The organism is Xanthomonas sp. Leaf148 (assembly GCF_001423585.1).
GTDB lineage: Bacteria > Pseudomonadota > Gammaproteobacteria > Xanthomonadales > Xanthomonadaceae > Xanthomonas.
This window is the reverse complement of the sequence record NZ_LMOP01000008.1, coordinates 1284348-1309323: the sequence shown is the minus strand read 5'-3', so window position 1 is coordinate 1309323 and position 24976 is coordinate 1284348. Positions and strand designations below refer to the sequence as shown.

Annotated in this window: 15 protein-coding genes and 2 other RNA genes; 12 read left to right on the top strand and 5 right to left on the bottom strand. The window is 65.5% G+C overall.

Going from position 1 to position 24976, the window contains the following annotated elements; genetic code table 11:
- Positions 1 to 9: 9 nt before the first annotated feature.
- A complete protein-coding gene (gene mrcB, locus ASF90_RS10075; protein WP_055849180.1) occupies positions 10 to 2454 on the bottom strand; it encodes a penicillin-binding protein 1B in 2445 nt (814 codons plus the stop codon).
- A gap of 237 nt (positions 2455 to 2691) precedes the next feature.
- On the opposite strand from mrcB, the gene ASF90_RS10070 reads away from it, so the two are divergent.
- Positions 2692 to 4794: a glycosyltransferase gene (locus ASF90_RS10070; protein WP_055849177.1), complete on the top strand. Its 2103-nt coding sequence runs from the start codon at positions 2692 to 2694 to the stop codon at positions 4792 to 4794.
- A 294-nt stretch (positions 4795 to 5088) separates the two neighbouring features.
- Positions 5089 to 5165, top strand: a non-coding RNA gene (locus ASF90_RS22020) — sX9 sRNA.
- Positions 5166 to 5378: 213 nt separating this feature from the next.
- On the opposite strand, the gene ASF90_RS23860 is transcribed toward ASF90_RS22020, so the two are convergent.
- A complete protein-coding gene (locus ASF90_RS23860) occupies positions 5379 to 6893 on the bottom strand; it encodes a hypothetical protein (protein ID WP_055849173.1) in 1515 nt (504 codons plus the stop codon).
- 359 nt (positions 6894 to 7252) lie between these two features.
- Positions 7253 to 9424 carry a bifunctional (p)ppGpp synthetase/guanosine-3',5'-bis(diphosphate) 3'-pyrophosphohydrolase gene (locus tag ASF90_RS10060; protein WP_330218876.1) on the bottom strand — a complete coding sequence of 724 codons (2172 nt, stop codon included), beginning with the start codon at positions 9422 to 9424 and terminating at the stop codon, positions 7253 to 7255.
- Between the two features lie 304 nt (positions 9425 to 9728).
- Between ASF90_RS10060 and pqqA the strand changes: the two genes are divergently transcribed.
- From pqqA to ASF90_RS10025, 8 genes are all read left to right on the top strand, one after another.
- Positions 9729 to 9809 (top strand): pyrroloquinoline quinone precursor peptide PqqA, encoded by an 81-nt coding sequence (gene pqqA / locus ASF90_RS22015; protein WP_002812057.1) that lies wholly within the window; start codon positions 9729 to 9731, stop codon positions 9807 to 9809.
- 81 nt (positions 9810 to 9890) lie between these two features.
- Positions 9891 to 10790, top strand: a complete 900-nt coding sequence (pqqB, locus tag ASF90_RS10055; RefSeq protein ID WP_055849169.1) for a pyrroloquinoline quinone biosynthesis protein PqqB — start codon at positions 9891 to 9893, stop codon at positions 10788 to 10790.
- Positions 10787 to 11539, top strand: a complete 753-nt coding sequence (gene pqqC, locus ASF90_RS10050; RefSeq protein WP_055849166.1) for a pyrroloquinoline-quinone synthase PqqC — start codon at positions 10787 to 10789, stop codon at positions 11537 to 11539. The genes pqqB and pqqC overlap by 4 nt, the downstream gene beginning before the upstream one ends.
- Positions 11536 to 11814, top strand: coding sequence for a pyrroloquinoline quinone biosynthesis peptide chaperone PqqD (gene pqqD / locus ASF90_RS24225; RefSeq protein ID WP_055849163.1), 279 nt, complete (start codon positions 11536 to 11538; stop codon positions 11812 to 11814). The genes pqqC and pqqD overlap by 4 nt, the downstream gene beginning before the upstream one ends.
- Entirely contained in the window at positions 11811 to 12938 is a 1128-nt protein-coding gene (gene pqqE, locus ASF90_RS10040; RefSeq protein WP_055849160.1) for a pyrroloquinoline quinone biosynthesis protein PqqE, read from the top strand. The genes pqqD and pqqE overlap by 4 nt, the downstream gene beginning before the upstream one ends.
- A 63-nt stretch (positions 12939 to 13001) precedes the next feature.
- The gene (locus ASF90_RS10035; protein WP_055849156.1) at positions 13002 to 13514 is read left to right on the top strand and encodes a hypothetical protein; all 513 of its coding nucleotides are present in this window, start codon (positions 13002 to 13004) and stop codon (positions 13512 to 13514) included.
- Between the two features lie 488 nt (positions 13515 to 14002).
- Positions 14003 to 15493: a PhoPQ-activated protein PqaA family protein gene (locus ASF90_RS10030; RefSeq protein WP_055850346.1), complete on the top strand. Its 1491-nt coding sequence runs from the start codon at positions 14003 to 14005 to the stop codon at positions 15491 to 15493.
- A 464-nt stretch (positions 15494 to 15957) separates the two neighbouring features.
- Positions 15958 to 16989, top strand: a complete 1032-nt coding sequence (locus tag ASF90_RS10025) for a glucokinase family protein (protein WP_055849153.1) — start codon at positions 15958 to 15960, stop codon at positions 16987 to 16989.
- A gap of 43 nt (positions 16990 to 17032) precedes the next feature.
- On the opposite strand, the gene ASF90_RS22010 is transcribed toward ASF90_RS10025, so the two are convergent.
- Positions 17033 to 17109, bottom strand: a non-coding RNA gene (locus tag ASF90_RS22010) — sX9 sRNA.
- A 127-nt stretch (positions 17110 to 17236) separates the two neighbouring features.
- Between ASF90_RS22010 and ASF90_RS10020 the strand changes: the two genes are divergently transcribed.
- The gene (locus ASF90_RS10020; protein ID WP_055849150.1) at positions 17237 to 19873 is read left to right on the top strand and encodes a TonB-dependent receptor; all 2637 of its coding nucleotides are present in this window, start codon (positions 17237 to 17239) and stop codon (positions 19871 to 19873) included.
- 292 nt (positions 19874 to 20165) lie between these two features.
- Here the strand turns inward: ASF90_RS10020 and hrpA are convergent, their stop codons facing one another.
- On the bottom strand, positions 20166 to 24278 hold the full coding sequence (hrpA, locus tag ASF90_RS10015) for an ATP-dependent RNA helicase HrpA (protein WP_055849147.1): 4113 nt from the start codon (positions 24276 to 24278) through the stop codon (positions 20166 to 20168).
- Between the two features lie 105 nt (positions 24279 to 24383).
- Between hrpA and ASF90_RS10010 the strand changes: the two genes are divergently transcribed.
- Positions 24384 to 24932 carry a Dps family protein gene (locus ASF90_RS10010; protein ID WP_055849144.1) on the top strand — a complete coding sequence of 183 codons (549 nt, stop codon included), beginning with the start codon at positions 24384 to 24386 and terminating at the stop codon, positions 24930 to 24932.
- Positions 24933 to 24976 lie beyond the last annotated feature (44 nt).

Below are 24976 nucleotides of genomic sequence, written 5' to 3'. Positions count from 1 at the left end.
TCACTCCACTCAATGTGCAGGGGGCGCCGACGCAGGCGCCGGGGCGGGTTCTTCCGGCTTCTTTTCCAATCCGAAGAAACGCCGCCAGCCGCCACCGCTGGATTGCTCGGCGGGTGCGGATCCATCGTCCGGCACGTCTTCGATGGAGGGCGCATTACCGGCACACGGCGCATAGGCCGGCGTGAAGCCGACCACGAACGGGAACTGGCGTGCGCCCGGGCAGCCAGCATCGGTGACGCCGGTGCCGGCCGCATCTACCGACTGCCAGTCCAGGCCCTTGCCGCTGACCTTCAACGGTGCGCTGGGCAGGCGCGCGAAGATGCTCGACCACACCCGCATCGCGCCGGTCGCGCCGTACAGGCCGGTCTGCTCGTTCTGATCGTTACCCATCCAGATCACCGCCAAATGGTCGCCGGTGTAGCCGGCATACCAGCTGTCGCGGCCGTCGTTGGAAGTGCCGGTCTTGCCGGCCGGCGACAGGCGCCCGAGGCCATCGCCGAGCAGCTGACGCGCGGTCCCGCCACTGACCACCTGCTGCAGAGCGACGCTGATCAGGTTGGCCGCCACCGAATCGCCTTCCTGCGCTGGCGCCGGGGTCTTGTCATAGCGCTTGAGCAACTTGCCCTGCGGGTCGAGCACGCCACGCACCGCATGCAGTGGCTGGATCTCGCCACCGGCGGCCAGGAACTGGTACAGCTGCGCCATGCCGTAAGGACTCTGATCGGTGGCGCCCAGGATCAGCGATGGGTTCGGGTCGGCCTTGATGCCGGCCAGCACCTGGATCAATTGCGCCACGCGGTCGGCGCCGACCTGCATGCCCACCCGCACCGTGGCCTGGTTATAGGAATGCGCCAGCGCATCGATCAGGCGCACCGTGCCGTGGCTGCGGTTATCGGAATTGCCCGGCGACCAGGTCTTGCCGCGACTGAGCTGCACCGTCACCGGTGAATCGTCGACCCAACTGGACAACGCCCAGCGATCCGGCGAGGCCAGCGCCAGCAGATAGACGAAGGGCTTGAGCAAAGAACCCACCTGCCGCTGCGCTTCGACTGCGCGATTGAAGCCCGGCTTGGCGACATCGCGGCTGCCGACTACTGCCAGCACATCGCCGTTGTGCACGTCGGTCATCACCAGACCCGCCTGCAGCGGCGGGCGCTTTTTGTTGTCCAGCCGCTTGATGGTGCCGGTCACCGCGCCTTCGGCATAGGCCTGCGCGGACGGCGACATGCCGGTGAGCACGCTCATGCCGGCGCCCTGCAGCACGCCTTCGGGGTAATCGTGGGCCAGCTGCCGGCGCACCAGATCCACATAGGCCGGGAAACGGTTGGCCGCGACCAGACCCGGCTCGGTGGGCACGCCCAGCGGCGCAGCCAGCGCGCGCTTGTATTCGGCGTCGTCGATCAGCTGGTTCTCGTGCAGCTTGCCCAGCACAAAGTTGCGTCGATCCAGCGCGCGCTCCGGATTGCGCCGCGGGTCATAATACGACGGCCCCTTGACCAACCCGATCAGCAGTGCGATCTGCTCGGTGGTCATCGAATTGAGCTCGCGACCGAACCACAGCTCGGCACCCGATGACACGCCGTGGATGGCCTGCCCGCCGCGCTGACCCAGATAGACCTGGTTGAGGTAGGCCTCCAGGATGGTGCGCTTGTCGTAGCGCGCCTCCATGATCACCGCGTACAGAATTTCGTTGAATTTGCGCGTGACCGTCTGTTCCTTGCCAATGCCGAGCAGCCCGCTGCGCGCCAGCTGCTGGGTCAAGGTGCTGGCGCCCTGACGGACCTGGCCGCCGGAACGCACCATGATCCACGCCGCACGCACCATGCCGCTCAGATCGATGCCGTGGTGGCTGTTGAAATCGCGGTCTTCTACCGCCTGCAAGCCGGTGACCAGCAGTTCCGGCACTTCTTCCATGCGCACCAGTCGGCGCTCTTCCTGCTTCTGGCCATACAGCGTGGCGATACGCGCCGGATCCAGGCGCGCGCTCTTGAGCGTCTTGCGGTCGGCAGCATCGCGCAGGCTCGCCACGCGGCCACCGGTCAGGCTGACCTCGATACGTCGGGCAGGCACGCGCCCGTCCACATCGTTATAGCCGCGGCTGGCGATGGTGAAGCGGCTGCCATCCTGCTGATAGGTGCCGGCCAGCTTGGCCTGGCCGTCGTCGCGGTAGGACGCCGCATCGAGCTCGGTCTTCAGCGTGGCCGCATCCAACGCTTTGCCGGGCACCAGCACCAACGGGCGCCCGTACACACGGGTCGGGATCTGCCAACGCAGCTCGCCGAAGCGTTGCGTGACCTGCTTGTTCAGATACACGGTGTAAGGAATCAGGAAACCGAGCGCCAGCGCGATCGCGGCAAATCCCCAGACAATTAGCCTGCGTTGCCAGCGGGGGCCTTGCGCGTTGGAGTCGTCCTGAAAGTCGTCGGAATCGTCGTGGTCGTAGCGTCGGGGCACAGGGATGCGAGAATGTAGGGTCGGGCGAGTCTAGCGCAGCGCTGTCATGGTTGCGGCCCGCTGGCCCCGCCGACTTAAGCGCGGCTAACAAACGTCCACGCTCACCGCCACGCCGCCGCGGCCGGTGCTCGGCGCGGCCAGTGCTCCTCGGTACACTGGCGGCGGTTGTCTGCCGGCTGCGCCATCGCACTCCCTGCTGACTCCATTCACCCGTCTCTCCGCTGGAGTTTCAACGCAATGTCGATGTCCCTGGCCGATGCGCGCTATCTGTTCAATCGCGTGCTCGGCCTGATCCACCGCAGCGTGGCCAGCATGCGTACACGCGGGTGGCGGGCCACCTGGCAGCGCATTCGCGTACACACGCAGGCACCGCCGGTTGCGCTCGGCACACCGCTATGGCTGCCCGATGCCGCGCCATTTGCTGCATTCGCAGTACCGCACAGCGCCGTGCCGCGCGTGACGGTGGTGATCCCGGTCTACAACCACATCGCCCATACGCTGGCCTGTCTGCGTGCGCTGGCTGCACATCCACCAACGCTGGAGGTGGAGATCATCGTGGTGGACGACGGCAGCAGCGATGCCACCGGCGTGCACTTGCCGCAGATTGCCGGCCTGCACTACCACCTGCGCACCAGCAACGGCGGCTTCATTGCTGCCTGCAACGACGGGATTGCGCTGGCGCGTGGCGAATACGTGGTGTTGCTCAACAACGACACCATTCCGCAACCCGGCTGGCTGGATCGACTGATCGGCACCTTCGCCGCGCATCCGAACGCTGGCCTGGTCGGCGCGCAATTGGTGTATCCGGACGGGCGCCTGCAGGAATCCGGCGGTGTGGTCTTCGGCGACGGCAGCGCCTGGAGCTACGGCCGCTTCGAGTCGGCCGACGACCCGCGCTATGCCTATGTGCGCGCGATGGACTACTGCTCGGGCGCGGCGATCGCGCTGCCACGGGCGCTGTTGCAGACGCTAGGCAGGCTAAAGGGGTGCGATACCTCATCGGATTGGGATGCTGCCGACCTGGCCTTTGCAGTGCGCGCCGCCGGGCATCAGGTTCTGGTGCAGCCGGCCAGTGTGGTGGTGCATGACGAAGGCACCAGCAACGGCACCGACACGCGCACCGGAGTAAAGGCCTATCAGGTGCGCAATCAAGCCGTTTTCGCAGAAAAATGGCAGCAGGCGCTGGCGACGCAGTTGCCGGTCGGCACGGTGCCCGGGCCGGCGCAACTGCATCGCGGGCAACGCCAGGTGCTGATCCTGGACGAAGGCGTGCCGCACCCGGATCGCGATTCCGGCTCGTTGCGGCAGTTCAATCTGATCCGGCTATTGCGCGAAGAAGGCGCCCATGTGGTGTTCGTACCGACCCGGCGCGAACATGCAGGACGCCACACCCAGGCGCTGCAGCAACTAGGCGTGGAGGTCTGGTATGCGCCGTTCCTGGACGGCATCGGCAGCTGGTTGCGCGCGCACGGCCCGCGCTTTGCGGTAGTGCTGCTGGTGCGGCATCACGTTGCCCACGCCTGCCTGCCACTGTTGAAACAGTACGCGCCGCAGGCACGCACCTTGTTCGACACCGTCGACCTGCATTACCTGCGCGAGCGCCGCGGCGCCGAGCTTGCCGGCGATGCCAATCTGCTGCGCAGCGCCGAACGCACCCGCGTACGCGAACTGGAAATCATGGCGGCCACCGACGTCACCCTGCTGGTGTCTGCTGCCGAACAGGCGCAATTGCGCGCGGACGCGCCGCAGATCCGCACTGCCCTGCTCTCCAACCTGCATGAGGTCGCCGGCAGCGGCCACAGCTTCCTGCAACGCCGTAATCTGGTGTTCGTGGGCGGCTTCCGCCATCCGCCCAATGTGGATGCGGTGCAGTGGTTCATCAGCGCGATCTTCCCGCAGGTGCGCGCGCAACTGCCCGACGTGGAATTTCATTGCATCGGTGCGGATCTGCCGGCGGCGCTGAAGCTGCTTGCAGACGAATGCCCCGGCGTGCGATTGCATGGCCATGTGCCGGATCTGGTGCCGTTCATGGACAGCGCCCGCATTGCGGTCGCCCCGCTGCGCTTCGGCGCCGGCGTCAAAGGCAAGATCAATCTAAGCATGGCGCATGGTCAGCCGGTGGTCGGCACCACCTGCGCGGTGGAAGGCATGCATCTACGCGATGGCGACGATGTCTGCGTGGCCGACGAAGCCGATGCCTTTGCCAGCGCCATCGTGCGGCTGTATCAGGATGCAGCGCTATGGCAGAAGCTGGCCGACAACGGGCTGCGCAACGTGGCCGAGCACTTCTCGCTGGACGCAGCGCGCGCGACGGTCCGCGAGCTGTTTATCGCGGACTGAGGTGGCGCCCCTGGTGACTCACGGGTGCGTTGCGGATCGAGCAGTGGTCGTCGTACCACGCAGATCATTGCGGGCTGCATCGATGTCTTGGCGCGCAGGACGCGGGACTTCGCACAGTTCGCTCACCGCGACGACGAACGCGCACATGAATCGCCAAGCTTCGCTCGTACCCTCATCCGCCCTTCGGGCACCTTCTCCCGGTGGGAGAAGGGAGCAACAATCGGTACGGACTGCGAGCAACTAACAAAACTACTTTGCTGCGCCAGGCGAGCGCGTCCGGCACTCGGAATGCTCATGTATCACGCGCACGCTCCGGTTCTGAGCGCGCCGTCCACACCCACCTGTCAACCGCGCACTACGTCTTGCTAGCCGCTCTGAGGTCATCTTCTGCGCGACAGGGGCAGTGCTGCGGGTGCGGCCAGCCGCCATGGTTATCTCGCCCTGAGCAATCGCCTGATGCGCCCAAGCTGGTCGGCCATTGCCTGCGGCGAAGATGACGTCGAAGCGCTCCTGGATGTCTCCGGTCTGATCACCATCCACTACCGGCATGCACAGGCCAAACGCCGACCAAAACAGCGCACGCCTCAGCGCTGCTCTGCCACCGCTCTGACCCGGCGGGTGAATTCGGCCAGCTCCGGCAAACCAGGATCCAGTTGCTGCGCTTCGTCCTGGGCACGGCGCGCGAACGCCGCATCCTCCTGGCCCAGGCGCTCGCTACCGACCGCGACCCAGCGCTGGGCCAAGCGTCGACGCGCGCCGGGTAGCGCATCGCCATTCGGCGTCAGCGCCTGCCAGGCATCCAGGCAGCCGCGCGCGGCACGCAGACGGTTATTGCGCAGCTCGTCTTCGAAACAGCGCTGGCTGGCCGGCACCACGCGTGCGGCAGCCTGCAGCACGCGTGGATCGCGCGGTGCTAGCGCTTGCGCCGCACGCACCGCGTCGTAGGCGCTGGCACCGGGCGGCGTCATCCATTGCTGCCGCGCTTCGGCGTCGGCGACGCGTTGCAACAGCAGGCGCAGACGGCGCTCGCGCACGCCGCGCGATAGACCGGTTTCCGGGCTGCGCTGGGCGTCACGTGCGCGGGCGATGGCCTGCTCGGCCTGGGCGATGGATGCGGCGCCGGGCACCAGCGACTGCGCTTGTTGCAACGACTGCATCGCCGCGTCGAACTGAAAGTCCGCGGCCTGCCGGCCTGCCTGCGCGGCGTATTCGCTGGCCACCCGTTCCAGCCCGCGCTGCGCGCCGACATCGGCCGGCTCGGCCGCCAGCACGGCGTTGAAATCGCGTGCAGCGGGGGCCAATCGACCGCGTCGCAGCAATGCCTCGGCACGTTGCCGGCGCTGATCCAGCACACGGTGATAGTGCCCTTCGGTCGACGGCACGTCGGCATGCCCGGCGTCGTAACGTTTGGCCGCTGCCAGCAGGCGCGCCGCCTCGCCGAGTGCGTCGCGCGCCAGCGCGTGACGCGCCTGCGCCAAGAGATCGGTCAAGGCATCTTCGCGCCCTTCCAGCGCGTCGGTGCGGTCGGGCGCCAGGGTCAAAATGCGCTGATACAGCGGCAGCGCGCTGTCGGGCGTGCCATCCAGGCGACTTTGCTGCTGGGCGGCAACGGCCTGCGCCAGCAAGGCATCCAGCCCGGCGCGGCGCGCCTGCAGTTGACGCAGCCGCAGCGCAACCGGCGCCACCTGTGCCTGCGGCACCTCCAGTGCAGTTGCCAATGCCAGCGTGCGCTGCGCGGCGTCCGCATCACCGGCCGCGATGGCGGCGCGCGCCTGCACCACGGCAGCCACGCCGGTCCGGGCCAACCCGACACGCGCCTCGCTACGATCGTTGTCCAACGCAAGCGCCGCGGTAAACAGTTCGCGCGCACCGCTGCCATCGGCGGCACTGAGCTTGCCGCGCGACAGCGCAACATCGCCACGTTGCAGCAGTTGCTGGATCCGGGTATCCGGCCACAGCACATCGCCCAGCGGCTTGCGCAGCGCGATGACGCTCAACAGCAGACAGGCGGCCAGCGCCAGCACCACGCGCCACAGTGCACGGCTGCGCAACGGCGCCCAGAGGCGCGGCGACCTGACCCAGCGCGGCAGCGGGAACATACGGTAGCGTCCATCCTTGGCGCGACCTGACGGGGGCGCGTTCACGTGCGCATGGTAGCTGGCCGTGTTGCGAAGACGGTGTAGGGGCGGGATTGGCGGATTCGGAATTGGTCAAGGCAAGCGCTGCGGGTGCGGGTGCGCTGTCCGGACTGCTCTGGTGCATCAATGCATCGTCGTGGCAGTTGCACGACGCCTGGGGTGGCTGACACGTGGGGCCCGCAGCACGGAGACCGCGCAAGCGACTCCCGAAGCGCAGTACACCGAGAGTCAGCCGATGCTCTGCGCCATCCCAAGATGATGTGCGCCACCCCAACCACCAGCAGCATTCGCCAAAAACACGCAACGCCGCTTGATCGCGCTCAGCCCAGCCGCCGCACCTCGTTCACGCCGGGCAAGGCATCCAGCTTGCCAAGCAGGGCGGACAGCTGGTCGTAGTCGCTCACCTTGAGCCGCAGTCGCAGCTGCGCCCTGCCGGTGTCGCGCACGTTGTCGCTGTTGATTTCCAGCACGTGGGCATCTTCCTGCGCGATCAGGTTGGTGATGTCCTTGAGCAGCCAGCGGCGGTCCACCGCGCGCACCTGCACATCTACTTCATACCCGCTGCCGGCCTTGCCCCACTCCACCGGCAACACGCGTTGCGGGTGGGCGGCCGCCAGCCGTGCCAGTGCCGCGCAGTCGGTGCGGTGCACGGTGATGCCGCGGCCGCGGGTGAGGTAGCCGGCAATCGGTTCGCCGGCCACCGGTTGGCAGCACCGCGCCAGTTGCACCAGCAGATTCCCCACGCCCTGCACGGTGAATTTGGATTTCCCCAAGCTCTCGCGGCGCGCAGTCGGCCGCGGCGGCGCCGGCACCGCAGGTTGCGAGGCCGCGCGCTCGGCTTCCAGCAGCGCACGGCTCACCTGGTTCGGCCCGGTATCGCCCAGCGCCACCTGGATATACAGATCGTCGACGTTTTCAGCATGGAACTTGCGCGTCGCCACGCTTAGATCGGCATGCTGCAGACCCAGACGCTTGAGCTCGCGATCAAGCAACTCCTTGCCCGCCTGCACATTGCGCGCGCGGTCGAGCTTGTGAAACCAGGCACGCACCTTGTCGCGCGAACGCCCGCTGGCCAGAAAGCCGTTGGACGCCAGCAGCCAGTCGCGACGCGGGTCGGCTTCCTTGGCAGTCATGATCTCCACGCGGTCGCCGCTGCGCAGCCGATAGGTCAGCGGCACGATGCGGTCGTTGACCCGCGCTCCACGGCAGCGGTGCCCCACCATGGTGTGCACGTGGTACGCAAAATCCAGCGGGGTGGCGCCCTGCGGGAGATCGATGACCTCGCCCTTGGGCGTCAGCGCATACACGCGGTCTTCGATCAGCTCGGCATCCAGCGCACCGGCCAACTCGCCGTGGTCGCCTTCCTGCACCTGTTCCAGCAACTGGCGCATCCACAGGATCTTGCGGTCGAAGGCTTTTTCGGCGCCCTTGCCGCCTTCCTTGTACTTCCAGTGCGCGGCCACGCCGAGCTCGGCCTGGGCATGCATCTCGTGGGTGCGGATCTGGATTTCGATCGTGCGCCCCTCCGGGCCGACCACCGCGGTATGCAGCGAGCGGTAGTCGTTAGCCTTGGGCCGGGCGATGTAATCGTCGAACTCGCTGGGCACAGGCGCCCACAGCGAATGCACCGCGCCCAACGCCGCGTAGCAGGCCGCCACGTCGTCGACCATCACGCGCACCGCGCGCACGTCGTAGAGCTGGTCGAACGACAGCCGCTTTTTCTGCATCTTCCGCCAGATGCTGTAGATGTGCTTCGGCCGCCCGCTCACCTCTGCGCGCAGGCCCTGCCCTGCCAATGCGCTCGACAAGGTGCGCTTGACCGCCTCGATATAACGCTCGCGCGCCACCCGGGTTTCGTCCACTTCGCGCGCGATGCGGCGATAGGTATCGGGTTCCAGGTGCCGGAAGGCCAGGTCTTCCAGCTCCCACTTCACCTGCCAGATGCCCAGCCGGTTGGCCAGCGGCGCATGGATGTCGCGGGTGAGCTGGGCCAGCGCGCGGCGCTGCTCCTCGCTGAGGCGGTCGCCCACGCGCATGCGCGTCAGCTGCCGCGCCAGCAGGATCGGCACCACGCGCAGGTCGTGGATGATGGACAACAGCAGGCGCCGCAAGCCCTCGCTGTTGCGCCCGGCCTCGCGCCCGGCATGCAGCGCCCAGACCTGATCGGCCGCATCCAGGCCATCCAGCAATCCTTCCACTGCCACGCGCCGCTCCGCCGGTTGCCAGGGCAAGCCGGCCACCGCACCGCGTAATGCCGGCAGATCGAACAGCAAGGCCGCAATCACCGTGGCCTCGTCGGCTGCCAGCGACGCCAGCACGTCCAGCGTGTCGGCCAGCAGCGCCCACGGCACGCTGTCGGCCTGCGCGGGCGGCGCCTCCTGCCAGGCCTGCGCCAATGCATCGCGTAATGCCGGTGCGATCGACGCAACGGCCGGGCGCTGCAGCAAGGCATGCAGGCGTTCGAATGAGGAACTGGTCACAACGGTGGACACGGCGGCCGGCGATCACTGGGGTCTGACAGCTACGGTAACGTGCGCGTCACCTTCTCTACAACGCGCAGTTTCGGCGCAAATGCCGGCCGGCAGCATGTTTGCGCTTATGGTCGGTTCACCCGCCAAGGTCTTGATTCGCAACCGCTCTGCGATGGATAGGCGCTGGCGCGACGTGCCAATTGCGACGCAATGCCAGCTTTTTACAAGCTCTTTACAATTGGAATAAACCGGCTGCCTATGCTCGGCTCACGTCATCGCTGCATTGCGCCGCGACGGCGTTTTTCCACCCACTGCGAGGTAGCCGATGAAGACCTGGAAGAAGCCTGTCGTTCGTGAAGTCAACTGTGGCGCCGAAATCAACTGCTACGTCTCTGGCGAGTTTTGATCCGGCACGTCTCAATCGCACCAGCCGCCCTTCCTTTTGATGCATGACCGGCAACTGCCGGCAGAGTAGGTAACAGTTTCCATGCGCATCATCGTTTTGGGATCGGCGGCCGGCGGTGGGCACCCGCAGTGGAATTGCCATACACCCGCAAGTCAGCGGGCCTGGCAACAAGCAGACGGTGCCCAACGTCGTACCCAAGCCAGCATCGCGGTCAGTGCCGACGGCGAGCGCTGGGTTCTGATCAATGCGTCCCCCGATTTCCGTCAGCAGATTCTCGCCACACCCGCGTTATGGCCGCAGCACAGCCTGCGCCATTCGCCGATCGAAGCGGTGCTGCTGACCAGTGGCGAGATCGACCATATTGCCGGATTGTTGTCGATGCGCGAAAGCCAAGCCTTCTCGCTGCATGCCAGCAGCCGCGTGCTGGACCTGCTGGCACAAAACCCCATCTTCGACGCGGTGAATCCAAACTACGTGACACGCCAGCCATTTGCGCTGGACACGCCGGTGTCGCTGCTCGGCCTGCAGCTGACGCCCTTCTCGGTGCCAGGCAAGGTGCCGCTGTTCATGGAATCGCGCAGCGGCGGCGATCTGGCTGGCTCCAACGAAGAAACCCTCGGACTCACCATCGACGATGGCCAGCACCGCGTGCACTACATCCCCGGCTGCGCGGCGATGACCGATGCACTGCGCGCGCGCCTGCAAGGAGCCGAATTGGTCTTTTTCGACGGCACGCTGTGGCGCGACGACGAGATGGTGCAACTTGGCATCAGCCAGAAGACCGGCCAGCGCATGGGCCACATGAGTATCGATGGCGCCGACGGCACCATCGCTGCGTTCGCGCCGTTGAATGTGGAACGAAAGATTTTCATCCATCTCAACACCACCAATCCCGTGCTCGACATCCACTCGCCGGAGTACGCCAGTGCGCGTGCCAGCGGCTGGAACGTTGCCCACGACGGCCTGGAGATCACGCTGTGACCGCCCTGCTCACTCCCGACCAACTGGAAGCGGATCTGCGCGCGATCGGCGCACGCCTGTATCACGACCAGCATCCGTTTCATGCGCTGCTGCACGACGGCAAGCTCGATCGCGGCCAGGTGCAGGCCTGGGCGCTGAATCGCTTCGAATACCAGCGCTGCATTCCGCTGAAAGATGCGGCGATCCTGGCGCGCATGGAAGATCCGGCGCTGCGGCGAATCTGGCGCCAGCGCATCCTCGACCACGACGGCAATAGCGCCACCGATGGCGGCATCGCACGTTGGCTGCATCTGACCGACGCGCTGGGCCTGGATCGCAGCCTGGTCGAATCCGGGCGCGCCTTGCTGCCCGGCACGCGGTTTGCGGTGCAGGCCTATCTGCACTTCGTCCGCGAAAAAAGCCTGCTCGAGGCGATTGCCTCCTCGCTCACCGAACTGTTCGCTCCCAACATCATCGGCCAGCGCGTGGCCGGCATGCTCAAGCACTACGATTTCGTCTCGTCCGAGGCGCTGGCGTACTTCGAGCATCGCCTGACCGAGGCGCCGCGCGATTCGGATTTCGCGCTCGATTACGTCAAGCAGCACGCCGATACGGTCGAAAAACAGCAGCTGGTCAAGGCCGCGCTGCATTTCAAATGTTCGGTGTTGTGGGCACAGCTGGATGCCTTGCACGTGGCCTATGTCACGCCGGGCATCGTGTGGCCGGACGCGTTCGTGCCCGACCGCGACGCCCGCCGGGCCGCTGCGTGAGCGACATTACACGCGAGAGTCAGCCAGCACTGCGCGCAGGCGTGCGTCTGCAGCACGACCGCACACGCGACCAGTGGGTGCTGCTTGCGCCCGAACGCGTGGTCGAACTCGACGAGATCGCCCAGGTGGTGGCGCAGCGCTTCGATGGCGCGCGTTCGCTGGCGCAGATTGCGCAGGAATTGGCCGCAGAGTTCGATGCCGACGCCGCCGAGATCGAAGTGGATGTGATCGAACTGACCAACACACTGCACCAGAAACGTCTGTTGCGGCTATGAACACTGCACCGCCACCGCTGTCGGTCCTGCTGGAGCTGACCCATCGCTGCCCGCTGGCATGCCCGTATTGCTCCAACCCGATTGCACTGGCGGCACTACGCGAAGAAATGGATACCGCCGGCTGGCGTTCGCTGCTGCAGCAGGCCGCCGAGATGGGGGTGCTGCAGGCGCATTTTTCCGGCGGCGAACCGATGTTGCGCAAGGATCTGCCCGAGCTGGTGGCGCATGCGCGTGAGCTCGGGCTGTACAGCAACCTGATCACCTCCGGCGTGGCCGGCGGCGAACCGATGCTGGACCAACTGCAAGCCGCCGGACTGGAGCATGTGCAGCTGAGCGTGCAAGACGTCGACCCGGACGGCGCCGACCGCATCGCCGGGTATCGCAATAGTCTGTCGAAAAAGCGTGATTTTGCCGCGGCTGTGCGTGCACGCGGCCTGCCGCTCACGATCAACGCGGTGCTGCACCGGCACAACGCCGACCGCGTGCCCGGCATGATTGCGCTGGCGCTGGAATGGCAGGCCGAGCGCATCGAAGTGGCGCACACCCAGTACTACGGCTGGGGCCTGCGCAATCGTGCTGCGCTGATGCCCAGCCGCGAGCAGCTGATGGACACCATTACCGCAGTGGAAACCGCGCGGCGCGAGCTCGGCGATCGTCTGGCGATCGACTTCGTCACCCCCGACTATTACGCGCGCCTGCCAAAGCCCTGCATGGGTGGCTGGGGCCAGCGCTTCGTCAATATTTCTCCACGCGGCGACGTGCTGCCCTGCCACGCGGCCGAAACCATCGACGGCATGCGCTTCGACAACCTGCGCGAGCGCTCGCTGGCCGATATCTGGAACAACGGCGAGGCGTTCGTGCGGTTTCGCGGCACCGCCTGGATGCCCGAGGTCTGCCAGGAGTGTCCTAAACGCGAGATCGATTGGGGCGGTTGCCGCTGCCAGGCGCTGGCGCTCAGCGGCGATGCCGCCACGCTTGACCCGGTCTGCGAACGCTCGCCCGACCATGCGCAGGTGCGCGCGATTGCCGACACCGAGGCGGCTGCGTCGGCGCCGGAATTCATCTATCGCCGCCCGGCCCGCCCCGCGAAGGCACCATCAGCCGCTGCCGATCGCGTGGACTGACCGGCGCCGGCTGGCACGGCACAGCGTCTACACTAGCCACCTCTTCCCTGTCGGATGGCTTCCATGTCGCTCGTGCGCCGCATTCCCCTGCTGGTCTGCCTGTCTCTTGCATTGACCGCCACCCCGGCCCTGGCGCAGCGCGCAGTCCACGGCGATCTGCAGTCGCAGATGAGCGCCGAACAGTTCAAGGCTGCTGGCCTAGACAAGCTCGATGCCAGCGAACTGGCTGCGCTCAACGACTGGCTGCAGGGCAAGGTCGCCAAGGAAGCCGCCGTCGTGGTCGAACAGGCCAAGGAAGCCGGCCGCCAGGAAATCATCGTCAAGAACCGTGGTTTCTTCGACTTCGGCAGCAAGGAGCCGATCGAGAGCAACATCGTCGGCGAGTTCAAGGGCTTCTCCAAAGGCCGCGTCTATACGCTGGCCAATGGTCAGGAATGGGAACAAACCGATGTGGCCAGCCTCTCCGGCGTGCGCAAGGAGGCTCCCAAGGTCAAGATCAAGCCCGGCCTGGTCGGCGTGTGGTATCTGCAGATCGAGGGGTACAACACCCCGGCCAAGGTGCGGCGGATCAAGTAAGCGCGGCCAACAAAACGACTGCGCTCGCCGTCAGGCGGGCTTAGCCGGTGCTAGGTGCTTGGTGCGGCATGGGCCCGTCGTACGCTTCGGTGCTGAGTACGCCGTCAATGCATCGCTGACGGCCGCTCGCCGCGTTTTTTAGCCCTTGCAAGTGTTAGCCCGTACAAGCAGTGCGGATGGCGGAAAGGTGCTGCAGAAGCAGAGAAACGCAGCCCCTTGCCGGCGCGCGCGGATGTGCGATGAAGACTGGCCGGCACTGTCCGACCGCTTGTAAGCGCGCTTCTGCGAGAAGCTGGTAAATCAATGGAGCGGCCTCTGTTCGCCGACAGCCCTGACTTCGTTTTCGCCGGCATCTGGTGTGGGCACTGCAAAGGATGGATGCGTCGTACGTGCCAGACTGGCCACCGACAACGGGTTTGATCTGCGCGTCTGGCGCAGGCCGGACCCTTGATCGCGCTGCCCCCCAGCGCCGCTGACGGAGAATGCCGATGCGCCTGATGACACGCTGCGGGATTGCACTGCTGGCCTTGATCGCAGGGCCAGCACTGGCGTCCACTGCTACCGAACGCTGCGCCACCGCGCCCCAGGTCGGGTTTGATCAGGCCCTGATCTGCTATCGCGATGCAGTAGAACAGCAGCCGCTGGTCTACACGCGAGGGGCCACCAGCCGCATCGCTGGTGTCGAGCGGCGCGAGTACCTGTTGACCTCGCAGACATGGTCGCCTGAAGGGCTCGTCACCCCGGCCACCTGGCAGCATGACGTGGCGATGTATGTGCCCGACGATGCGCTGCCGACGCGCGCGTTATTGATCTCCACCAATGGCACGCGTCATCCGGTCGCCGGCAGTGCGGTACAGCCGGCCAGCGAGTTGCCGCCGGAAGCGCTAGCGGCGCTGGCGCAACGCAGCCGCACCGTGGTCATCGCGCTGAGCGACATCCCCAATCAGGCGCTGCAGTATCAGGGCGATTCCGCCCCGCGCCGCGAGGACGACAGCGTCGCCTACAGTTGGTCGCTGTTTCTGCAATCGCCACAGCAGCGCAAGACCATGCCGCTGCATGTACCGATGGCCGCGGCGATCGCGCGAACCATGAGTCTGGCCGAGCGCGAGTTGGCACCGCTGCAGATCCATCGCTTCATTCTTGCCGGTGCATCCAAGCGCGGCTGGGCCAGCTGGCACGCCACCATCGCCGACCCACGCGTGGACGCTGTGGTGCCGTTCGTAATCGACATCCTCAACATGCCGGCCGTGCTGGACCACATGTATCGGGCGTACGGTGGCAACTGGCCGATTGCATTCAACGCCTATGCGAAGCAGGGAATTACCGCGCAATTGCAGACCCCGGCGTTCGCGCAACTGGTGCAACTGCAGGACCCGCTGAGTTATCTGCACACGCCCTATCGCAAGCGCTTGAGGGTGCCCAAGTACATCGTCAACGCCAGCGGCGATGATTTTTTTCTGCCAGACAACACGCAGTTCTTCTATGACGCGCTGCCTGGCAGCAAGGCCTTGCGTATGGTGCCCAACAGCGCGCACAACGGCATCCGCACATCGATCGTCGATAGCTTGGTGCCGTTTCTTGCGCGGCTGCAGCAGCAGCGCTCGCTCCCCAATGTGAGCGATACATTGCGCGCAGGCGACGCACCGCACATTCGCTTCCGCTCGTCGGAACGACCGACGCAAGTGCGGCTGTGGGCGGCCACCAATCCGCAGGCGCGCGACTTCCGCTATGCCTGCGGCATCCGCTACCACGCCACCCCGATTGCGCTTGCACGCGGCAACGCCGTCTCGGTGCCGGTGCAGATTCCAGATGCCGGTTGGAGCGCCTATTTCGTCGAAGCCACCTATGCGGATGGATTCGTCGCCACCAGCCAGACCTATGTGCTTGGCAAGCAGCAATATCCCTCTACAGCACCGCCCACCGACAATGCCGCGTGCAGCACGTTGCCCGGACTTGCGAGTCGCGCTGCTGCGGGTTGAACGGTAATTGCTTTTGCAGTGAGCGCGGGCAACGCATCGCGCGGCGCGCCGTTCGGCATCGTCCATAGCCAACCTTGATCCGCAAACGGCAGTGACGCTGCGTGACGCTGGGCATGCCAATGGCTTCGGCTTTACTAGGCAGTAGTTCGCGATGTCGTGTAGCGCTCCCAAATAAAGACAGGTGGTCGGTGGACTCGCACCTCACTGGCACCGCGTGCATGCGCACCAGCTGAGCACGCCTGCACACCGTCACCGCGCCAACTGCAAGCGCACCGACTGCACCGTCTTGTCCACTTTGCGCAATGAAGTCCGCATAGAACCGGTCCAAAGCGCGGTTTTTGCACTTGAGCCTGCCAACAAGATCGATCCAACCCGACTGGACCATTGACATCGTTGTCACCAACTTCTAAACAGGCCGCTACGCGCTGATGGCATCGGCTGATCAGACGGACTAAGGACTGCATGTGGCTGCGACTTCGCGTTCTGCTCACGCTTCTGCCACGCCTGCTGCTGCGGCCACCGGCTTTATCGCGGCCGATGTCGGCGGCACGCATGTGCGTCTTGGCCACGTGCTGCAGCCAGAGGGCGCAGCGATTGCGCTTGCCCACTACCGCACCTATCGCTGCGGCGACTACGCCAGCCTGGACGCCATCCTGGCCGACTTCCTGCCGCAGGTGAGCCGTGTCGAGACGGTCGTGATCGCCAGCGCTGGCGTTGCGCTGGACGACGGCAGCTTCATCAGCAATAACCTGCCATGGAGTATCTCGCTCAGCCGCCTGCGCGCCGCGTTGGAACTGCGCAACTTGCATCTGGTCAACGACTTCGAAGCGGTCGCCTATGCGGCGCCGCAGATGGAAGCGCGTGCGGTGCTGCAACTGAGCGGTCCCACGCCGCGGCATGCACGCAGCGCCGGGCCGATGCTGGTGGTCGGCCCCGGTACCGGATTGGGCGCGGCGGTGTGGATCGATGCCAAGCCGCGCCCCATCGTGCTGGCGACCGAAGCAGGCCAGGTCGCGCTGGCCAGCACGCACGCGCACGAACAGCAGTTGCTGCGCATCCTGCTGCGCGACCAACACTATCTGCCGCTCGAGCACGTGTTATCCGGCCCTGGACTGTTGCGGCTGTATGCCGCGGTGTGTGCGCTGCACGGTTCGCCGCAACGTCATCAGCAGCCTGCGGCAATCACGCATGCGGCATTGCATGAAGACGACGCACTGGCGCGCGAAACCCTGCACGTGTTCTGCGCCCTGCTCGGCCACGCCGTCGGCGACATGGCGCTGGCCTACGGCGCTGCCGGCGGCATCTATCTGGCCGGCGGCATTCTGCCGACGATCGGACACTTTCTGGCGTCCAGCACGTTCGGCGCGCGTTTTCTGGACAAGGGCAACATGCGCGCGGTGCTCGAACGCATCCCGGTCAAGCTGGTCGAGCACGGGCAGTTGGGTGTGCTCGGTGCAGCCAACTGGTATCTGCAACACCACGCTGACGTGTCGTAAGCGTTCCGCCGCGCGTTTTCCCGAACGTGCGGTTACTAAAAGTGGCTAACAAAACGTAGCGAGCAGTCATCAGGTGGGTGTGGACGGCGCGCTCAGAACCGGAGTGTACGAGGGGTACATGCCGATTCCGAGCACCGGCCGCGCCCGCCTGGCGGTGAGCACAGTCGTTTTGTTAGCTACTTTCAGTCCCCGCATCCGGCGAGCCACGGCCCGCCATCCATCCCTGTGCGTGATGAGGAGAGACATCATGAAATACAGCACCACCCTGCTGTGCAGTGCGATTGCGTTGTCGTTGGCGGTCACCGCGCAAGCCCAGGACAGCCCTGGCCGGCAAGCCACCGAGCTGGACGCCGTCCAGGTGGTCGGCATCCGTGCCAGCCTGGAAAAATCGCTGGATACCAAACGTAACAACACCGGCATTTCCGAAGCGATCACTGCCGAGGACATCGGCAAGTTTCCCAGCACCAATGTGGCCGAAGCGCTGTCGCAGATTCCCGGCGTCACCCTGGACCGACGCTTCGGCCAGGGCGAGCGCGTCAGCATCGACGGCACCGACCCGAGCTTGAACCTGTCGTTCCTGGATGGCCACCCGGTGGCGCAGGCGATCTGGTTGTACGGCGAGCAGCCCAGCCGCGGATTCGATTACACCTTGCTGGCGCCGCAGATCCTGGGCCGCGTGGAGATCCTCAAGTCCTCCGAAGCGCGGCTGACCGAAGGCAGCCTCGGCGGCACGGTGCTGATGCACACGCGCCAACCGCTGGATCTGAAGGCCAACGAGATCGCCGGCTCCATCGGCTACAGCTACAGCGACCAGGCCAGCAAGGGCAATCCCAATGCGGCCCTGCTCTATAGCTGGAAAAATCCCGCAGAAACCTTCGGCATTGCCGTGTCCGCGCAGCACTACGAAGAACGCGTGGACCGCCGCGGCATGGAAGTATTCGGCTATGCGCCTGCCAGCACCTTCGCCAACGCCGCAGGCACGGTTCCGGCCGATGCAGACGTGCCCAACTCGATCAACGCTGCGTGGTTTCAGCAGGACCGCGAGCGCGACAGCGCAGTGGTCAACCTGCAACTCAAGCCCAGCGACGCGTTGGAATTCAATCTGAGCGGCGTGTACATCAACGAGAAGTTCGACAACTACAACCAGTCGATGTACAGCTTTTTGACCTGGAATGCCGGCACGGTAGCCGCGGTGGACCAGCTCGGCGATGTGCGCAACGGCGTGGTGACCAGCGGCCATTCCAGCGCCAATGCCGATCCGCTTGGCGGCACGGTGATCTACGACAACAACGTGCGCGAATCGGAAGTCACCACCAAAGGCCTGGATCTGCGCGGCGCGTTCCGCGGCGATGGCTGGGGTGTGAAGGGACAGGTGGGACAGAGCAAATCCGAAAACAAGGATCTGTCGCAATACTTCATCGAGCCGTTCTACAACGGCGGCTTCCGTTGGGACACGCGCCGCGGCATCCAGTTCGATGACCCTGCGCGCGCACGCGACCCGGTCAATTGGGGCTCGGCCGGCGGCTGGTTCGGCAACAACGGCATCTTCTCCACCGAGAGCAAGGACACCTACGGCCAACTGGATCTGGATGTGCAGTTCGATGGCGTGTTCAACCAGTTACTGCTGGGCGTGCGTCATGGCAAACATGAGGAACGTTTCGAGCTCAACGTCTACGGCGGAGTGACCCCTGGCACATTGGCCGATGTTGGCACGATCGGTCTGACCGACCTGCAGGATTTTTATCCCGACCACGGCCAGCACGTGCAGGCCGGGCGCAACAATGTGCTGAACTGGATCCGCAACAGCCCGGTCGATTACAACGCGCCGGATCCGGCAAGTTATCTCAACAACAGCTGGGCGCTGGAGCAGACCAATAACGCGGCCTACGCGCAGTTGAATTTCTCCGGCGGCGGTCTGCGCGGCAATCTGGGCGTGCGCTATGTGGACTCCAAGACCGAGGGTAGCGGCTTTGTCTATAGCGGCACACCGTCGCTGGCCAACGCCGAAAGCCTGTGGCAGACGCGCACCCGCAAAGAGGACTTTCTGCTGCCGTCGCTGACCGTGTCCTACGACGCCAGCGAGGACTGGGTGTTCCGCTTCGCGGCTGCCAAGGTGATCGCCTGGGCGCCTTACAACCAGATGGTCAACAACACCTTCCTCAACGACACCACGCTGACCGGCAGCGGCGGCAACGCCGAGCTGTCGCCATATGAATCGTGGAATTTCAATTTATCGGCTGAGTATTACTTCGCACAGCAATCGGTGGTGGCGTGGTCGGTGTTCTACAAAAAGATCGACAACTACATCGACACCAGCGCCAGCGTGGAGCGTCAGTACAACGCGCTGCGCGATACCGCACCGCAGAGTTGGGCGCAATTGCTCGGCAGCAACGGCTGCACCGCCGACGGCTACTGCGACTACAGCGTGCAGCGGCCGCGCAATGCCGGCGACGGCAAGGTCAAGGGCTTCAACCTCTCATTCCAGCAACCCTTTGGCGACAGCGGCTTTGGCCTGACCGCCAACTACACCTACGCCAACGGCGAAAACAACACCGGCGATGCGCTGCCGTACCAGTCACGCAACAGCGTGGCCTTCAGCCCGTACTTTGAGAAAGGCCCGCTCAACGCGCGACTGACCTACAACTGGCGCGACAGCTATCTCGCCGGCGGCTATGTGGCCGGTGCGGCACCGGCCAGCGTGGACGACTACGCCGAACTCGGCGCCAGCATCGGCTATGCATTCAGCCCGAACTGGTCGCTGCAGATCGATGGGCAGAACCTGCTGGATGAAGAGTATCTGCAGTATCTCGGCGACAAGGACCATCTAGCCGGCCGCTACAAAAGCGGGCGACGCTATATGGCGAGCCTGCACGTGAAGTTCTGAGGCTGCGACGTTCTGACGCTGGCGTCTTCGTGGGTGCGGCCACTGCCATGTGGCCGCACGCGCGGGGAGCGCTGGAAACCTGCATCGACTAGTACTGTTTGGCGAGGCGTCGGTGTACGCCACACATCGCTCGTCCACGCAACATGATCTAGACGTCACGCATGGCAAGGCAAGCGACCGACATGCCATTGCGGCGGCCAAGCGCATGGCCCATCACTCGTCGCCAGGTAAGTGCGAACGGATCACGCTACAGCGGGCTGCAAGCAGCCGTACGCAATCCGCCGACAACTCATCAGCGCAACGCCGCCACCCGCTGCGACAATTTCTTTGCCGACACGCCGGACCTGGCACCGAGCTCCTGCGCGAACACCGACACCCGCAGTTCTTCCAGATCCCAGCGCAGCGCCTGCCAGTCGGCACGCTGCTGCAATCCACGCGCAGCCGCATCGCCCAACGCATCCACAAACGGCTTGAGCTCGAGCATGCGCGACTGATCGCGCGCCGGGTCGCGCTTGGCACGCTCGGTCCGCAGGATCATCGCCTTGAGATAGCGCGGATAATTGGCCAGCGCCTCTGCCGGTGTGTCACGCAAAAAGCCCGCATGCACCAGTGCGCGCAACTGCTGCTCCATGTCGTCCAGATTGCCGCGTGCCCAGCCCATCAGTGGCGCTTCCAGCAACGGTTTGAGCTCGGCAACGGCGCCCAGGATGCTCTCGGCCAATTTGAGCCGTTCCATCGCTTCGCCGAACAGGCGCTTGGTCGCATCGTCGCGGCGTTGCGCAAACGCACCCGGGTCGCGGATCGCGCCCAGCCCATCGGCCAGCACCGCATTGAGCGCGGCATCAACCAGATCGCCGCGCAGGCGCTCCTGCGATTCGATCGCTGCGTACAGCAGACCGGTTTTGGGCGAGACCGGCAACTGTTTGCGCGCGTGTTTGATCTTGTCGGCCAACGCGATTTCCAGCAGGCGACGCACGCCGCGTGGATGCGCCTGCGCGGCGTCGTTGCGATCGGCAAAGATACGCAAGGCAGCATCGTCGCCCTGATCCACCAAGGCCGGGTACGCCGGCACACCGGCCTCGCCGGCGACCTGTTCGGGAATCGGCGTGGCGGGGAAATCGCGCAATCCTTCCGCAGCCAACGCGCGCCCGGCACGCGCAGCAAACGCCTGCCCGGCGCGTTCGCCGAAGCGCGCACGCAGCCCGTCCAAATCGCGCGATTCGGCAAGCACCTTGCCATCGTCGTCGCGCAGACGCAGGTTCATCAGTAGATGCGTGTCCAGCGATTCTTCGTCGAAATCCAGCGCGGCGACCTGCACACCGGTGGCCTTGGACAGAAAGCGCGCCAGCTCGCCACGGATATCGTCGGCCGACGGCAGGCTGTAGGCCTCGTAGAACGCACGCCCGAAATCCGGCGCCGGCACAAAATTGCGCCGCTGCACCTTGGGCAGGCTGCGGATCAGCGCCGATGCCTTGTCGGCGACAAAGCCAGGCGCCAGCCATGACAGGCGCGCCGGGTCCAGCGCATTGAGCAGGTGCAGCGGCACGTCCAGGGTGACGCCGTCATCGATCGCACCCGGCTCGAAGCGGTACTGCAACGGCAGCCGCGCATCGCCGAGCGGGAAATACTTCGGAAAGCGATCGGCTTCGCTGCCTTCGCCAGGCAGCAGATCGTTCAAGGTCCAGTGCAGGCCGCGGCGCTTGTCCGGCGGCAAGGTTTTCCACCACGCATCCAGGCCGCTGGCCGAATGCAGCTCGGCCGGAATGCGGTCCAGATACCAGCGCGCCTGCCAGCCTTCGTCGGCCACGATACCGGCACGGCGCAGCTTGGCCTCTTCCTCACGCGCCTGTTCCAGCACCTTGAGGTTGTCGGCCACAAACGCCGCGCGCGTATTGATTTCGCCGGTCACCAGGGCTTGCCGCACGAACAGATCGTGCGCGGCGGCCGGGTCGATCTTGCCGAAATGCACCGGCTTCTTCGGCGCCAGCACCAGCCCGAACAGGCTGATCTGCTCCGAGGCCACCACCTGCCCTTGGGCGCGCGACCAATGCGGGTCGAAATGCTTGCGTGCCAGCAGATGCGGCAACTCGGCGATGGCCCAATCCGGCTCGATCGCGGCGTTGGTCATGCCCCACACTTTTTGCGTGTCCAGCAAGGTCGCCGCAAGAATCCACGGCGGTGGCTTGCGCGCCAGTGCGGAACCCGGGAACGGCACGAAGCGGCGTTGCCGCGCCGCCAGGAAGTCGCCCTTTTCGGTGCGATGGCCGATCTGCGTGGGTAGGCCCGCCAACAGTGCGCGGTGCAGCGATTGGTACGCGGCAGCGCGTTCGCGCTCGCTCGCGCGCGCCGATACTTCCGCGGCCTCGGCCTGTTTGTTCGATGCCGCCGCAGCAGATTGCGTCGGTGGCGCAGTCGGATCGGATTTGCCTTCGCGCGCAAGACGCGCGGCGCGATGCAGCTGCCCGCGCGTCGGCCGGTTGGCGTTGTGACCATCCTCGCGCGCAGGCGCACTGGCGCCCGCCAGCAGCGGCGCCAGCATCACGTTGGCCGGCTCTTCGCTCCAGCCGAGTTCTTCGCACAACAGGCGCAACTGCCGATGCAGCTCGCGCCACTCGCGCATGCGCAAAAAGCCCAGAAAATGCCGGTTGCACCAATCGCGCAACTTGGACTGAGTGAGGTCTTCGTGCACCTGCCGGTACGCGTCCCACAGGCGCAGGATGCCGACGAATTCCGAGCGCGCATCGGCAAACAATGCATGCGCATTGTCAGCCGCCTCGCGCGCTTCCGGCGGGCGTTCGCGCGGGTCCTGGATGCCCAGGAACGCGGCGATGATGATCATCTCGCGCAGGCAGCCGTGCTGCTGCGCGGCCACCAGCATGCGCGCCAGCTTGACGTCCACCGGCAGGCGCGCCATCTGCCGACCGATGGCGGTCAGACGGCGCTCGGCGTCGATCGCCCCCAGCTCCAGCAGCTGCTGCCACCCATCGGCCACCGCGCGCTCGTCGGGCGCTTCCAGAAACGGGAAGTCTTCGATCCGCCCCAGCCCGAGTTGCAGCATGCGCAGAATCACGCCCGACAACGACGCGCGCCGGATTTCCGGATCGGTAAATGCCGGCCGCGCGGCAAAGTCCGCTTCGGCATACAGCCGGTAGCAAATGCCTTCGGCGATTCGCCCGCAACGGCCCATGCGCTGATTGGCGCTGGCCTGCGAGATCGGCTCGATATGCAGGCGGTCCAGCTTCTGCCGCGGGCTGTAGCGCTTGACGCGCGCAAAGCCCGGGTCAACCACATAGCGGATGCGTGGCACCGTCAACGAGGTTTCGGCCACGTTGGTGGCCAGCACCAGACGCCGGCGCGGGCCTGGGTTGAACACGCGGTCCTGGTCGGCCGCCGACAGCCGCGCATATAGCGGCACCACTTCGGTCTCGCGGTATTTGCGCCGTTCCAGCGAATGATGCGCATCGCGGATCTCGCGCTCGCCCGGCAGGAACATCAGCACATCGCCACGTGGATCGATGCGGGTGATCTCGTCGATCGCCGCCACGATCGCATCGTTGACGCTGCGCTCGCCGTCGCGGCCGGCATCCTGCGCATCGTCGCCGCCGCTTTCGCCTTCGAGCGGGCGGTAGCGCACTTCGACCGGAAAGGTCCGCCCTTCCACATTGATCACCGGCGCATTGTCGAAATGCTGCGCAAAGCGCTCGGTATCGATGGTCGCCGAAGTCACGATCAACTTGAGATCAGGGCGTTTTTTCAGCAGCTGCTTGAGGTAGCCGAGCAGGAAGTCGATGTTGAGGCTGCGCTCGTGCGCCTCATCCACGATGATGGTGTCGTAGGCCGACAGCCAGCGGTCGCTGGCGATCTCCGCCAGCAGGATGCCGTCGGTCATGAACTTGATGCGCGACTGCTCGCTCACCCGGTCGGTGAAGCGCACCTGGAAGCCCACCACGGTGCCCAACGGCGTCTTCAGCTCGTCGGCCACCCGCGCGGCCACCGCACGCGCGGCGATCCGGCGCGGCTGGGTGCAGCCGATCATGCCTGCGGCACCGCGCCCGGCGGCCAGACACAGCTTGGGCAGCTGGGTGGTCTTGCCGGAGCCGGTTTCGCCAGCGATGACCACCACCTGGTGGTCGCGGATCAACCCGATGATGTGCTCGGCTTCGCGTGCGATCGGCAGTTGCGTGTCGAGCGTGATTGCGGGCTGCTGCTCGGCACGCGCCTGCCGCTCCGTCAGCGACGCCGCCAGCGCCTGCTCGAACGCGTCGCGCAGCTGCGGGTTGCCGGGTTTGCCCTGCCAGCGCGACCATAGGCCAAGCAGGCGGCCCCGGTCTCGGCTCATTGCGCCATCCACGGCATGGCGGCGCTCACGCAGCAGCGTGGCAAGGTCGGTGTCGATAGCGCTCATTGATGGAAAAATGTGAAAGATTGAATGACGTTTGATCCTTTAGCCTGTCTATTGTGACGCCATATCTGTTCCATCAGACATCCACTTCCTCAGAAGGGCCATCCCATGTCCAAGAAAAAGAACGCCAACAAGCCCGTCGTCATCAACGATGCCCTGCCGGTCGCTGCCGCGTCGGCGCCGCATATCGATATCGGGATCAAGGACGGCGATCGCAAGAAGATCTCCGACGGTCTGGCCCGCTACATGGCTGACGCCTTCACGTTGTATCTGAAGACCCACAACTTCCATTGGAACGTCACCGGGTCGATGTTCAACTCGCTGCACACCATGTTCGAAACCCAATACACCGAGCAGTGGGCTGCGCTGGACGAAGTGGCCGAGCGCATCCGCGCCCTGGGCTATAACGCACCGGGCTCCTACAGCGAGTTCGTCGCATTGACCTCGATTCCGGAAGAGCCGGGCCTGAGCGACAGCGCCGACTGGCGGGAGATGGTGCGTCAGCTGGTCAGCGGCAACGAAGCGCTTTGCCGCACCGCGCGCAAGGTGCTGGGCACCGCGGACGATGCCGGCGACGACCCGACCGTGGACCTGCTGACCCAGCGTCTGCAGACCCACGAAAAGTACGCCTGGATGCTGCGCTCGCTGCTGCAGTAACCCCTTGGGCTTGGCCCCTGCGGATTGCCCAAGGTTTCGCTGCG